General features: G+C 25.0%; 19 protein-coding genes. All 19 read right to left on the bottom strand.

From position 1 onward, the window contains the following. Positions 1–39: 39 nt before the first annotated feature. The 19 genes from yqeH to SPM_RS03070 all read right to left on the bottom strand — a co-directional run bounded on the left by yqeH (position 40) and on the right by SPM_RS03070 (position 14,244). On the bottom strand, positions 40–1,116 hold the full coding sequence (gene yqeH, locus SPM_RS02980) for a ribosome biogenesis GTPase YqeH (protein ID WP_004028169.1): 1,077 nt from the start codon (positions 1,114–1,116) through the stop codon (positions 40–42). After that, positions 1,103–1,699, bottom strand: a complete 597-nt coding sequence (locus SPM_RS02985; RefSeq protein WP_004028170.1) for a YqeG family HAD IIIA-type phosphatase — start codon at positions 1,697–1,699, stop codon at positions 1,103–1,105. The genes yqeH and SPM_RS02985 overlap by 14 nt, the downstream gene beginning before the upstream one ends. Positions 1,700–1,789: 90 nt before the next feature. Further along, entirely contained in the window at positions 1,790–3,763 is a 1,974-nt protein-coding gene (locus tag SPM_RS02990; protein ID WP_004028171.1) for an MOLPALP family lipoprotein, read from the bottom strand. A 1-nt stretch (position 3,764) separates the two neighbouring features. After that, positions 3,765–4,886 (bottom strand): SGNH/GDSL hydrolase family protein, encoded by a 1,122-nt coding sequence (locus tag SPM_RS02995; protein WP_004028172.1) that lies wholly within the window; start codon positions 4,884–4,886, stop codon positions 3,765–3,767. Positions 4,887–4,902: 16 nt separating this feature from the next. Continuing rightward, positions 4,903–5,811: a hypothetical protein gene (locus tag SPM_RS03000; protein ID WP_004028173.1), complete on the bottom strand. Its 909-nt coding sequence runs from the start codon at positions 5,809–5,811 to the stop codon at positions 4,903–4,905. A gap of 117 nt (positions 5,812–5,928) precedes the next feature. Continuing rightward, complete coding sequence (locus SPM_RS03005; RefSeq protein WP_004028174.1) at positions 5,929–6,432, bottom strand: hypothetical protein; 504 nt, start codon at positions 6,430–6,432, stop codon at positions 5,929–5,931. Positions 6,433–6,704: 272 nt separating this feature from the next. Next, positions 6,705–8,090: an Mbov_0401 family ICE element transposase-like protein gene (locus SPM_RS03010; protein WP_408640681.1), complete on the bottom strand. Its 1,386-nt coding sequence runs from the start codon at positions 8,088–8,090 to the stop codon at positions 6,705–6,707. A 246-nt stretch (positions 8,091–8,336) separates the two neighbouring features. After that, positions 8,337–9,101, bottom strand: coding sequence for a hypothetical protein (locus SPM_RS03015; protein WP_004028176.1), 765 nt, complete (start codon positions 9,099–9,101; stop codon positions 8,337–8,339). Between the two features lie 191 nt (positions 9,102–9,292). Beyond that, entirely contained in the window at positions 9,293–10,696 is a 1,404-nt protein-coding gene (locus SPM_RS06680) for a spiroplasma phage ORF1-like family protein (RefSeq protein ID WP_004027688.1), read from the bottom strand. Positions 10,697–10,708: 12 nt separating this feature from the next. Then, entirely contained in the window at positions 10,709–10,945 is a 237-nt protein-coding gene (locus SPM_RS03025) for a hypothetical protein (RefSeq protein ID WP_004027687.1), read from the bottom strand. Beyond that, positions 10,945–11,238, bottom strand: a complete 294-nt coding sequence (locus SPM_RS03030; RefSeq protein ID WP_004027686.1) for a membrane protein — start codon at positions 11,236–11,238, stop codon at positions 10,945–10,947. The genes SPM_RS03025 and SPM_RS03030 overlap by 1 nt, the downstream gene beginning before the upstream one ends. Beyond that, a complete protein-coding gene (locus SPM_RS03035; RefSeq protein WP_004027685.1) occupies positions 11,231–12,241 on the bottom strand; it encodes a membrane protein in 1,011 nt (336 codons plus the stop codon). The genes SPM_RS03030 and SPM_RS03035 overlap by 8 nt, the downstream gene beginning before the upstream one ends. A 2-nt stretch (positions 12,242–12,243) precedes the next feature. Beyond that, entirely contained in the window at positions 12,244–12,453 is a 210-nt protein-coding gene (locus SPM_RS03040; RefSeq protein ID WP_004027684.1) for a DUF2649 family protein, read from the bottom strand. Between the two features lie 220 nt (positions 12,454–12,673). Next, complete coding sequence (locus SPM_RS03050) at positions 12,674–12,889, bottom strand: hypothetical protein (protein ID WP_004027682.1); 216 nt, start codon at positions 12,887–12,889, stop codon at positions 12,674–12,676. A gap of 131 nt (positions 12,890–13,020) precedes the next feature. After that, positions 13,021–13,203 carry a hypothetical protein gene (locus tag SPM_RS03055; RefSeq protein ID WP_004027681.1) on the bottom strand — a complete coding sequence of 61 codons (183 nt, stop codon included), beginning with the start codon at positions 13,201–13,203 and terminating at the stop codon, positions 13,021–13,023. Beyond that, positions 13,203–13,391: a hypothetical protein gene (locus SPM_RS03060; RefSeq protein ID WP_004028178.1), complete on the bottom strand. Its 189-nt coding sequence runs from the start codon at positions 13,389–13,391 to the stop codon at positions 13,203–13,205. Before SPM_RS03060 ends, SPM_RS03055 begins: the two co-directional genes overlap by 1 nt. Further along, positions 13,391–13,618, bottom strand: a complete 228-nt coding sequence (locus tag SPM_RS03065; protein ID WP_004027679.1) for a hypothetical protein — start codon at positions 13,616–13,618, stop codon at positions 13,391–13,393. Before SPM_RS03065 ends, SPM_RS03060 begins: the two co-directional genes overlap by 1 nt. 145 nt (positions 13,619–13,763) lie before the next feature. Continuing rightward, complete coding sequence (locus tag SPM_RS06920; RefSeq protein WP_004027677.1) at positions 13,764–13,895, bottom strand: hypothetical protein; 132 nt, start codon at positions 13,893–13,895, stop codon at positions 13,764–13,766. Position 13,896: 1 nt separating this feature from the next. After that, a complete protein-coding gene (locus tag SPM_RS03070; protein WP_004028179.1) occupies positions 13,897–14,244 on the bottom strand; it encodes a hypothetical protein in 348 nt (115 codons plus the stop codon). Between the last annotated feature and the right edge of the window lie 216 nt (positions 14,245–14,460).

Below are 14,460 nucleotides of genomic sequence, written 5' to 3' on the forward strand. Positions count from 1 at the left end.
AGCTATTTCCTTTCTACTTATCTACTGTTAATTATAAAACTAAATAAACTGTTTTCGTAGTGTAATTTTAATGTTTTGATGAGTTCCAACCATTATTTTTTGACCACTTTGGCCTTTAAAACTAATTCATCCTAACCCAGCAATAAATAACGAATAATTACCTGGTTCATTAATTTCAATCACTCGCTCAGTTCATTCTTGATAATTTTTTAATTTAACGGCAGTGGTTGATAAATGATGGGTAAAATAATAATCCTTATTGCTTAATTTAGTCCGGTGTAATTTCAAATTGTTATTTTTATAAAAATGAAAACTTGTTTTTAAACCTGTAAGATATGAAAAACTCGCTAATCCTTCATAAAAAATTGTTTGTTCTGAATTTAATTGAAATGTAATTGGTTTTAGTAATTGTTTAGTAATCATATTTTTATTATTTTCGGCAAGATACGAAAGCAAACTATGCTTATTCATAATTCCAGGCGTATCATAAACTTTATGTCTAGTTCCCAAATTAACAACAATTTTATCTAATGTTGTTGCAAGATTATTTGAAACAGTAATTTTTTGTTGTTGGTTAGTTAACTTAATTAAACTATTTAATAATGTACTTTTCCCAGTATTCGAACTACCAACAAAAACAATATCATTAGTTTGTCGTTTAATATATCGTCATAATTCATCTAACCCATAATTCTTTAATCCACTAACTAAAATAATATCTTCTAGCTTCGAAAAAAGCACTGAGGTTCTAAAAAGTTCACTAATATAAGTAATAATTTTATGAGGATTAATTAATTTATTTACTAAATCAATTTTATTAATAATCAAAGTTACTTTATTATTTTGTAATAGTTGTTCTAATGCCAACTCTCGTGTTCCATCCAAATCATAAACATCTAAAACATAAAAATAATGTCAATTCAAGTGATAATCTTGGCGTAATTTGGCAAGAAAATCAATTGCTGGGACATTATAAGTAACTAATTCATTATAATGTGTTAATCGAAAACAACGATAACAATAATCTTGCGTTAATGTTTCAACATACCCAAGGTCGTTTGGTCTTGTGTCTTGCAAAACAACCCCACAACCAGAACATTTTTTATAAGATATCATAGTCTAATCCATATTCTCCTTCATCAAAGAAACCCTTATGTAAAATATTTTTTTGAGCTAACCGTTTATAAAGTAAATTTTCTAATAAACGCATTAAACGATTTGATTCATTAACACCTGTTACTGGTACAACCAAAATGCTTTCCATATGTGCCCGATTAGCAAATAAAACATCGGTAATTAATTGATCACCAACCATAATCATTTCATGCGGATTAGCATTAAATTGCCGTGAAATAACGCGAAAATATTTTAATAATGGTTTTTTAGCATTTCAATAATAATGTTCAATTCCTGCTTTTTGTGCAAACCGTTCAACTCGTTTTCGAGCATTATTTGATACTAACACAAAAATCATTCCTAATTCTTTTACCTTTTGAATTAAATTTAAATTATCCGCATTTGGAATACCACGATAAAATGGGGTTAAAGTATTATCTAAATCACAAATAAAAACTTTAATTCCATGTTTTTTTAATGATTCAAGATTAATTTTATTAACATTTTTAACATAAATTGATGGTTTAAAATAATTTAATAATAAATTACGATTCTTTTTTTTCCCAAAAATATTCTTTGCCATCCTTTAAAACCCTCATTTCTTGCTATTATTATATCAATTTTCAATAAAAAAGGTTATTCTTTTCTACAAATCATAACCTTTTTAACATCTTTAATTCATTATAATTTCACTAATAAAATATTTATTATTGTGGAATGCAACCGTAATTGTAATAATTTTATCATTAATTTGATATTCAAAAACATTATCGTTTGGTTGTGCTAGGACAGTAACATTTATTTTAGCAACAGTTTTTTTCATTTCTTGCAAAATGACATTTTGGCTTTTATCAAAATCAGCAAGATATTTAGTTAAAGTTGTAAAAACACCATTAATCCCTTTTATGTTTTCTAAAATATTATTTAAATAAAATAAGGGACTGTTTTCAATAATTGCCTGATCTTTAAATCCTAATGTTTCCAAAAAAGTATCTGAATTTAATAAAGCATCACGTAAAAGTCATGAGTGATTAGCAGTTGGCGTTAAAAAACGGTCAAACAAATGATAAACATCTTTTGCAGCAATAAATGCTGGTTGTGTTATGGCAGCTGTTACTTCTTTTAGAACTTCAACAATACTTTTATTTTTAATAAAATTAGTTAGTTCATTATTTGGTAATCAATTTTGTAATGGTTCTGTCAAAAGCATTTTTAAATTTTTAATTTTTGCAAGGGATGAATTTGGTAATAACATTGTAAAAATATCACCTAAAATATCACCCTGATATAATTCTAAAAATAAATCGTTAACAGCGTTTGGATTAGTAACAATTTTTGTGACAATTGGTTTTAAATTTGCTGGTAAGTTCTTTTCAACTAATGAATTTGTTAAAAAACTAACCATATCATTTAATGATTCACCAGCAGCCATTGTATTAATCAAATCTCAGACTAAATTTCCGGTATAACCTTTTGTCACAATTAAATCAAGTGGTTGATAAATATTAATGATAACTTTACCAAAAGCTGATAACCCAGCTGGTGCTAAATCTTCTTTTGCTAAAAAGGCAATATTTTCTCAAAGCGTTGAACTAATTTGATGATGTTCAGAACTTTGCAATAAAATGGCAATTAAATTTCGTAAGCCATTTCCTGTTGGTTCTCCTAATCATTGTGATAAATTACCCATAATTTGTTGTAAATCTATTTTTGAATTAAGTTGATAAGAAGCAGTACGAACTTTGACAATATCATTTCATGTTGCAATTTCATTTGCATTAAATTGTTGCAAATAATTTAAAACAATGCGACTAAATCGAATTATTTCACTAATTGCGGTTAAATTATTAATTAGATTAAATTTAAAATCAATTTTCTGATTCATTATTTTAACAATTGTTGTTCCAAATGTTTTTAAGGCAGTTGTATAGTTTACTGCTGTTGCTTCTAAATTTGCTTTATTTTTATAGTCAAACCGTTCTGGTTGCCCTGTTAATTCATTTACAGCATTAACAAGACCAATCATTCCCGATGTTAATGATTCTTGATAAGTCATCCCTTGATAAATTGAATCATCAAAAGCATCGCGGAAAGAACTTAACGTTTCTTGATCAAGAAGATCACTTGCAAATTTTAAAATCGTTGGTGATAAGAAATTATTTAATAAATGACCATTTGCAATTAATGTTAATAAACCAGGTAGTCCTTCTTTTGCAAGGATAGTAAAAATTTGTGAACCTAATTGAGCCACATTTGAAATCATTTTGTTTGCTGCTGCTGGTTTAAAATTATTCGTTAAGTTTAAGTTTGTTTTTAAATCACTTTTTAAATAAGAATTTCCATAATATCGATTAAATAATTCAGCATAACGATTATACTCTTGTAAGTTTTCCCGCTGATCTGGTTGGCTTGGTAAATCTTTTAAATACATTGGTTGAGCAAACTGGGACATTAAATAATTAAAATCATATTTATGGTCATTACTAATGTAAGCCATTTTTGCAACTTGACTATTTAATGCTGCTAAACTTGTTTGATAATGTTGTAATTTTGGAAGATTAGTTTCAGGATTAACACACCCAATAGTTGGTACAACTGAAGTCGTTACTAATGTCAGACTTCCTAAAAACGCTAATAATCTTTTCATTTTAAGTTCACTCCTTTATAGTTTGATAATAATGTTCCATTGCTAACTGATGAACCTCTCTTGTTGGATGAACAATATCAAAAAAGAAATAATCATCAATGTTAGCATTTGCTGGCAGGGCCGGATTACGTTGTGCATTTAACATTTTTTCTTCAATAATTTTCATAAAATCTAAATTTAAATTATTAAAATTAACTGTTATATCTCCCTTTGGATGGCGTGCTTTAAATTCAGTCATTAACACAGATAAATTATCATATAATCCTCAGTTACGAATAGCATTCTTGTAATATGTATTTGCTAATTCAATCATTTTTGCTACTCGCGTATGAAACTCTGTTGATATATTATTTGCTCGTTTTTTTAAAGTATCATCTGTATTTTGGTTATTATAACGTGGGATTGCACTAACATTTGGTGCATCAGAAAATAATATTTTTCGAATCCCATTATTTAATAAGGTAAATAATGCGATTTTAATGCGTTCAACACTTTGTTGCATCAGGGCTAACTCTGTTTGTGGATCTGTTGTATCAATAATTTGAAACAAATCATTACCGCCAATTTCAAATAAAACTAAGTCTGTTGAACGTAATTTATGTTGACTAACTAATGCTTGGGCTTGTTTTTCAATTGTAACACGGTTTAATAACATCCCGGCTGTTCCCACCACATCAGCAGCGGTTGCCCCCGCAATTGCATAATTACGGCTAAAATCACCAGCATAATCATTTGGAATGCCTGGCCGAATTTTGTCAAAACCAAGCTTAGCATTTAATAATACAGCAGCTGTGTTTCCATTTGACAAACTGCCATTTTGATAATTTTCTAAATTGCTAGGATCATTAGTGCCAATTTTAATATCTAATTTAAAACTATTTTTGACTAGTTTTTCAATCCCATGCGAATCACTTAAACTATCCCCTAAAATATAATAATTTGTAAATTGTAAATTACTTTTTGCATCATCAATTGCTTTTGATGTATCAATGTCTTTCCCAATTAATAATAACGAATCAACAGGGTTAAGATGTGCTCCTTGGGCAATGGTACAACTCGCGACCATAACAGTACTCCCAGTTGCTACATTTAAAACAGCAAGTAAAGTAAAAAATCTTTTCATAATTTTTTCTCCTTTGTTAATTCTTTTTTCTAATAATGATAATAATAAGCGGTCCAATGCTAATTAATAAAAATGGTCACATTAAGATAAAAACAGTTCCTGCTCTTGTGGTATTTAATGCACTAACAAAATTTGGGTGATATAAATCATCCACAGTAATTGGCGCAATAATATCTTGTGGTGTTAAAGCCGGATTAACAAAAATACTTTCACCAGCCATCGCTGTCATTCCATAAGCAAGGTTTTTTAATTGCATATTTAAAAATCAAACTTTATTATTAACAAGATATGTTCCAATTGATTTGTTTACAACTAACCCATTGATGTCAGGTCCAACACTATCAATCATTTGATTATAATCTTCTTGATTATTAATTGTTTGCTGAATTAATGCATGTTCTTTTAAACCTGAACTAAACATTTGGTTAATTCCACCACTTGTAAACATTCATTCCATTCCAGTATGAACATAACCATACGAATGAAATTTAGTCGCAACACTTTTATCAAATTCGATTAAATCAAGCCCAATATCATATAAATCAATATTTTCTCGCTTTGCAATTGTTGCCCCCCAACGATTATAAAATCATGTTGCAGCAAACTGTAAATATTCCTGTTTTATTGCTTCGTTTTCTTCTGGTTTTTCGTAAAAATTTAAGGCTGATAAAATATCAGCTTCATACGATGATTTTAAAACAGTATTAGCAAGCGTTTCATAAATTTTAATCTTACCATTTATTACAAACTTTCCTTGCGGAAATGCTCGTTGAATTTGGGTTTTTAAACTATTAATAAATTTTAAAGATTCTAAGCCCATCCCAGGAACAGTTAAGCCAATTCCTAGAATTAAAAAAATACTAAGAACTCCGCTTAAAATTCCTAGTCAAATAAACTTCATTTTCTTTGAAAGGTTGTTTAACATTATATTTTTTCCTTCTAATTGATAAATTATTTCAAAACTATTAAATCATTTCCATTGAACCTAGTTAATTATATTATAACGAAATAATTGTCAAAAAAGGAAAAAACTTTAAAATTTCTATTTTGTTAATTTAATTCCTTTATTAAAATAATTCATAGCAACACCAACTAAAGCACATGATACGGCATCAAAACAAACGGAAGTTATTGTTGCTCATCATGAGGTATACTCATTAAAGAAAGTCGGAAACAATGTTACAAAACTAATAATTCCAAAAATTAAACCAATAATCCCAAAGATAAAACTTCAAAAATCACAATAAAATGAATAACGTTCACATTTTAAAACTTCTGGTTTATCATTTCGTGTTTCATTTTTTGTTCTATTATATAATTTTAATCCTAAATAATAAGCAACCATTGCGCTTAAAACACTTAAGCTATCACAGCAAATGGTTGTTGCTGTTAAAGCAAAAGATTGGTCATCACGAATATTCGCATAAACACTTCAAAATGGTTCTAAGGCTAAAACACTTAGGATTCCAAAAGTAACTCCTAAGAAGCCAAAAATAAAACTTAAAATATCTGCTCATATAATTGAATTTTTTAACCGATATAACATCATAATCCTCACATATTTTATGTCTAATTTGTTAACACTAAGATTAATTTTACGCTTTTTTTAAAAAAAGCAACATTATTAAATTATTGTTAGAATAAAGTTTTAAGTACTTAGGTTACCCATAAAAATATGATTTTTGGATAAATTCCTAATATTATTTAGTTAAATCGTCTACAAAATTAAGTTTCTTTAATTTCCTAATTAAATTTAACCTTAAAAATAGTTTTTTTGCAACATAAAAATCAATTATTTTTAAATAATTTTTATTAGAACTAATATGTTAGGATACCACGAACAGCTTTACCATAAGCATTTGAACCTGAATATATAATTGGTGTACTTCCTTGATGAATTTTATATTCAACAATATTATTAGTATCAATTCAACGAGTAATTTTATTAAATTCATCTACCTGTTTTAATTCAATTAATTCTTCCTGGATTAATTTTTCAATTGGTTTAAATCCATTTAATTTTGCAAGTCTTAAATCTAACATATTATGTAAAGTTTCTTCGTTTAAGATTTTGGCACCATAACCTAATGTTTGTTTATAATTATGTGAAATTTGCCCTTCAGCACAAACTCCTAAACATCAAGAATATTGATATGATTCAATTCCCTTTCTGTTACATTTAATATAGTTGTAAACTTTTTGAATTTTATCTTGTTTAGGAATTAGCAAATCCCCTTTATAACCTTCAATTAATTGTAATAAATCATCTACTTTACCTTTTGAAAAAAATTCTTGTGCTTTTTTAAAATTATTTTTATGATATTCAGAAGTTCTAATTGAAAGTAAACTTTTTATCAAACGTAGTGCATGAAATTTATCTAAAACATATTCAGCAGCTAAAATATTAGCAACTTCAGATATTCATCTAGCACCATCACCACCAACAATAAACTTTGTATCTGAATTAATAATATAATATTTGTTAATATGATTTAATATTTCATCAACATAATCAACAGTTTTTATAGCTTGTCCAATTTTAACCATTTTATAATCTGACTTTTTATTTTCAAGAATCTTACGATAATTAAAACTTTCTTTTTTATCATGCCCTGTATAAGTTGTTAACGATCTAATTCTAAATTTTGATTTCTTTTTCCTCTTAGTAAATGCTTTCAAAAAAGTATCATCCAATGCAATATGTATTTTATTCTCAGCTAATGCTGTTACATCAATCTTTTTAATTTCTGAATTATCAATATAATCTGCAACTTTAATTCCTTTAATAATATTGCTAATAGTTTGAGTAGTTAATAAATATTTTGGAAAAGCTAATAAAATATCTTTATGTCTTAGACCATCACCAATCATATTCAAAATTTTTAATCTTAAATCATGTGTCAGTCGTTGATATTTTTTTAGTTTAATATGTTGCAAAAATAGAACTGTGTATCTTCATTTACCACATTCTTTTGTATTTGAATTATATTTCTCATTATCTCAATATTTATAACGATGAAGTTTTAATTTAATTTCACCAAAAGAAGATATTAACTTTCTTTTTCGATATCCCTTTGGTTTATAGGTTGGATTCGCTTTTCTAATATATTGAAAAAGTTCCTCATCAATCTTCTGAAATTCATCTGTTAATGTTTTCTTATATTTTTCAACAGCAGTTCTATTAAATTCAGTAAAAAATCATAAGGATTAAAATCATATATCATACTACTATTGCCCTATCTAATAGTTTATATTACCCTTTGTTAATCTTGTTTATAATTTTCTATATTAATTATAGCATAAAAAATAAAGGCTCAAATAGTTTTTACTTTTTAGATAATAGTCACTATTTTCCTTATTAATTTTATCTACTTTTTCTTTTTCTTTTGACATTTGACCGGTGTCAATAAAATAAGTATAGAATCTCTCTAAAATAAAGATGTTTGGTTTCTAGAAGAATTTTATAAAATTTTTATTTCATAAATCTTCAATATTATATTTAGAAAAAATATCTGAATTAAAAATAAAATTTAAACATTTATCCATTATATATTTTTCATAGTTTTTATTTCTAGAAAAATAATCTAAATTTAGTTCATGTCTTCCCTTTCTAGTTTGTTCTATTTTTCTATGTTTAGGTGCTTCTTCAATAGACACATAAAAGCCACCAATACTAGTAATAGCTATAAATCAATTAGGACTCGTATAATTTACAGTTATTGTAGAAAAATCTAATTTAAATACAATCATAAATAACTGTGCTATCATTGCATCAGGTTGTGAAATATCATATCCAAAGCTATTACCCTGAACTAAATTTTTAAATAATATTTTTTGATTATCTTTAAAAAAATCATTTATCATTTCTCCAATTCAAAATACCTTATGTGTTCATTTAGTGTTTTCTTTATGTATGTTTGATCATTTACCATCTGAATAATATTTTCAATTAATAATAATTTCTTTTTTGCCATTTTTATTTATTTTAATTTTTTTCTCTATTTCTAAATCAAATTTTTTGAATGATGCATCTTGTATTGTATTTATTACAGAAAAATCAATAACAATATATTTTTCATTTCAATCATCAATACCAGAATCGCTAATTTTATTTTCTAAATTATAATTTTTTTGAACCATCATATCAATTATATTTATTGAAAAAGGAATTAAACTAGGTGATATACCCAATAATAAATAATAAATTTTTTTCATTTTTCCACCTCAATGTTATTTTAAATAAAATCAAATACTATTTAAATTTATTTTTTCTTTTAATATATTTTACTCAAGTAAAGGGGCGTTGCCCCTAAGTCGCTCCGCGACTTTTACCCCTTTAAGTAAGGTGGTGCGTGATAAACCATCGCACCACCTTACTTTTTTTCTTAACAACATTATTTTTACTACTAAAAATAGCGTAAAAGTCCATTAACCATCGCTAACACTAAAATAGAACTTAACATAATCTTAAATGTAATATCAAAGGCAAATAAATTACCAATATTATTAAACAACTCAGACACATTGCTAAATACATGTACTATCCCATTAATAAAATTATATACATCTTTCATACCAGGCAAATTATTTACCAATCAAATCGCCGCATTTTGTATATGACACGCTAAATTATATCAACTACAACTTTTATATGGTATTCGTCAAATATTACCATTATTAATTTCATTATTTCAATCAGTAGCATTATAAAGGCTAAAATTAAAACCATTAACTGAAATAGAACTATCTTTACCAATATTAATAGCATTAAAAGTAATCAAATTAAAACCTTGATATTTTGATTTATCTGTCATATCTAATAATTTTATTGATTGAGTATACTTATCATTATTAGAAGGCAAAATATCAGTTTGATATTGTCAATTTGAAAAAAAAGAATAATAATTTTGATTAACATTTATATTATAAGCATTATATAAATTAACTATTGGGTTTAAATAAGTTGCTGATAAATCAGGGAATCTTAAAATATTAAAAAGCATTGATTTTGGATATAATAAAAAACCATTTTTTACAAAAAAAGCAAAACCAGTATTCTCGTTAGAAGAATTAAAATAAATAAATTCTTTAAAATTAGAAATATCAAATATAACTCTTAAAATATTAGAATAAAAATAATCTAAAATTTGAAAAAAACTTTCCAAAGAAAAAGTATCTTGCTTAACATCATTAATAAAATATTGAGAATTAGAATTTTTAATAATATCCATATTAATTAAATTTTTATAATTAGAATTAAAAATTAAATAATTCAAATCAAAATGTCTATAACTTTGATTGGAAACAATAGGAAAAAATAAATATTCAAATATATCTATATTAAAAATAAAATCATATTTTATTTTATTTTTATAAACAATAATTTTTAAAAATCTACCAGTACTATCATTATCTAAAATTAATTTTCCTTGTCATCCCTTTGAAATATCTTGTGAATTTCAAGTAATTTCATAACTCCTATAATTTGTTGTAAAAAGTTTAAATCAATAATTATTATCATTTTTATCAGCACTTAAACCATCTCAACCACCCAATTTAATACCAAAACTAAATGCATAATTACTAGGATCTAAACCTTGCATAAAATAGTCTTGTCGTAGCATTAAAGTAGACTGAAAATCATATTCATTTGCTTTGTCATAAGTTAATTCTTTAAAAGTATCATTATTTTTTAAATACAATTTATAGGTATTGCTAAAATTATTAGTTGTTACAGTACCACAAAAAAGAAATATTCAACCAAATATTAAATAAAAAACAATAAATACATCTAATAATCGTTTTCGCATTGTTTTAACCTCCTATGCAATAAAAATAAGTCTAATTCCCATAATGATAATTCCAAACGCAATATATAACTGAAAAATAGGATGTGTCGCAATAATAAATAAATGTGCTACCAATTTATAAAAATCGTTAGCAGATTCTAAATAATGTTTAACAGTTGAAAAACCTAAATCTGTTGCCATAACAATATTAGCAATAAAACCAAAACCAACAGTTAAACCAATAACAAAGAAAAATATTAACTTAATCATTATTTATTACTCTCCTTATTATCACTTTTAGAATCATTACTTATATTTTTAACCCCCTTAGATATTTGCTTACTTGCTTGTAAAGATGAACGAGAAACTGAACTTAAACCACGAGAACTATTAACTAATAACAAAATAACATTTATAACACCACCAATTACTCAAATTACAAATAAAGGAATATTTGTACCAGGCAATTTTAATGCTCACATTCAATCCATAATTTTCATAAAAATATCGACTACAACATTAATGGCACCATTTCATACATCATTAGCAAGTAAATTAATCATTTTCTAATTCCCCCAAATTCTTTAATAAATGTTCCATACCCATTTCTCGTAATTCATTAATTGTAATATCTTTTTTAACAATACTAGGTCAATTTTGTTTAATATAACTTGGTACTTTATCATTTTTTAAATCACGCACAAATTTTAAATATTTACTATCATATTGCATAGCAATAGACAAAGGAATTGTTATCTTAACAAAATTAATACCAATATCTTTATTAGACTTTTTACGAACTCTTTTACCGTTTGCTGTTCGTTTAACTGTTTCTGTTTTTCATACTAAATAATCATCTAAGTCATCAAAAAAACCTATTTTCATTTTAAAATAAGGAAAAAATATACTAGGTTTAATACACTGCATAGGAACAATAATCATATTAGCAATCTCTCTATATTCCACTCAATTTTGATTAATTCGTTGTCCAGCAAAAACAATATTATTATCAAACTGACGACATAACAAAAAATATGGAATTAAACCGCTAAACTTTTTATTATTTTCTTCCGGTTTAGCACCATTCATATACAAAAATATTTCATCAAACAAAATTAAACTATCATTTGGCGGTATTTTATAATTTTTATTTTTAAAATCTAAATGATTTAAACCTAAAACTCCTATTTTTTCATCATTAATAAAATAATTAGAATAAACATTGTCAAACTTAGCAATTTGCGATAAATAAGTCATCAATAAAGTTTTACCAGTACCCAAAGCACCATTAATAATTGATATTGGACTACTTTTAATAATTTTAATCAATTTTCGTGTTTGAAAAAGATTACTAAAAAAAGACCAAAAAAAGATAATATCAAAAATTACTAAAAAAATAAAAAGGATAATATCAGTAACTGATGTAGAACTAAAATATATAAACTGTAAATTAAAACAAACAATAAAAAGATAAAATAAAATATTTGCTATAAATCAATTTACAAATCAATAAGAAAATTTAATATTCTTTTGTCTTCTAAATAAATTAAAATAAATTTTAAACATGTCTACACCACCAATCTAATTGTTTTATATAAAATAAATATTGATAACCAAATTAGGAAAAAAACAACTAATCAAATACCTATCATAATTACTGAATAAGTAATATTATCAATAGAACTACCGACAAAATTATCAATTTCAGTTTTTGGAATAAAATAAAAAATTTGTAAAAGACCTCGATATACTCGTTGCAAAAAAATATTTCAGTCCATTATTTTATCCACCTAAAAATACAGCTTAAAATTAAAAATAATAAACCAAAAACAAGTATTAAAAATACAACAAATATAACAATATCTAAAATAATAGGGTGATTAACTCCAAAAATAATAGTCATAAATTCATAATATAAATCTCATACACTTTGCATTTTTCTTATTCCTTTCCTAAATGTTAACTACTAAAATCAAGGTTAGAGTTTATTATTAAATATTAATATCCGTGAATTAACTTTCTGATTGTTTCAATTCCTAAAACCACAAACATTAAAACTAACGGAATAATTAATAACATATGTGACCCTAAAAAACCGATAAATCAGTTAGTAAAAGCAATCGCCCAATCAGCAAGAACACCAGCAAAATCTGCTATTTGCTTAATAACACTTGCGTCAGGACTAGTACCTTCTGCTAAAAAATTTGCATTCATTAACAACACCTCACTTAAAATACTTTCTATTAATAATAAAACCTTGGCAATCTCTAACCTTGATTTTAGTAATTAACACTAAAAACTAAAATCAATTTTTATACTTGCCAAGGTATTTTATTGATATTAACTTATTCAACAGATTTATCTGCTTTTTTAATTTTTCGTTTTCCCCATTCTTTAAATTCTACTTTTTTAGAACAATGCGGACAAATTAAATATTTATTTTTAATCTTAAATACTGTACTTACTGTTAAAAATATTAATAACATAAACATTGATAGTATTAAAATAATTGTTGCAAAAACAGTCATTAATTATCACTCTCCTTATTTTTTAAATCTTTAATTTCTAACTTTAATTTCTCATTTTCAAGTTCTAATTTTTCATTTTGTAATTTATCTTTTTTAATTTTTCTTTTATCAAAAAACATAGAAGAAATAACATAAATATACAATAAAATAATTATTGAAACTAATAAAATCATAGCAACTATATCCATTATTTTTGATTCTCACTTTCTATTTTTAACATATAATTTTTTACTTGTTCTACTAATAACTTAAAATGTTGTTCTTCCATAACACCAATATCAATAACATTATGATTAAGATATAACTTAATTACTTTTCTTAACATAAATAATGGTATTTTAGTAGGTAAACATTGATGTATAACATTAACCAAATATTTTAATCGTTGTTTATATAACTTAGTTTGCTTTTTCATTCTAATTTTTCTTTACTATTGCTCAATGTTCATTAGTAATTTCATCTGCTGAAACTGGATATGACCTTAACATTAATTTTTCTAATTTAATAATCAATTTATCTTTATTCTTTGCCATTTATAACCTTAACAATCTGTTTTTTTCTTAGTCATTTTCTAACCTAGAATAATATTGATTAATTAAAATAACATTTTCATTAACACAATTTCAACAATAACGAGATCCATTTTCTCAAACAGTATCATTAATACAAACAATACATAATTGTTGTTTCATATTAACTATTGCTTTCTGTTATTGATGAATTATTAGAATATTTGTTAATGAATTCTTGCTCGTTATAATTTTCTGTATATGGTTCAACAATATTAATTTTTCCATCCCATTTAAGCGAAACATAAAATAAATTACCATCAATTAAATAAGGTTTTAATTCTAAATAATTTTCATCAGTTATTTTAAATCATTTTGATTTTGACAAATCTTTTGTACCTTTAACAGTACCATTTTCTAATTTAATAACTGGTGTAAATGTATAACTATCTCATTTACTTTCATTACCTTTGTCATCTTTAATAATTTTACCCGTTGCAATATCTATCAACTGTACTAGAAATCCATTCATAAGATTTCTCCTTTCTTTTAAAAATCTATATAGATTCTTAAAAGATTTCAGGTTTGAAACTTAAATATAAAAAATGATTAATTAAAAATTATAATAAAAAATTAGTGTTTTTTGTTTAAATAAAGTTTATAAATAAGCATAAAAAAACATTTAATTATATTTAAGTTCCGTCCAAGGAAACCTTTTAAGATTTGAAACTCAAACATAATTAAATGT

Origin of the sequence: Spiroplasma melliferum KC3 (assembly GCF_000236085.2) — a bacterium.
Classification (GTDB): domain Bacteria; phylum Bacillota_I; class Bacilli_A; order Mycoplasmatales; family Mycoplasmataceae; genus Spiroplasma; species Spiroplasma melliferum.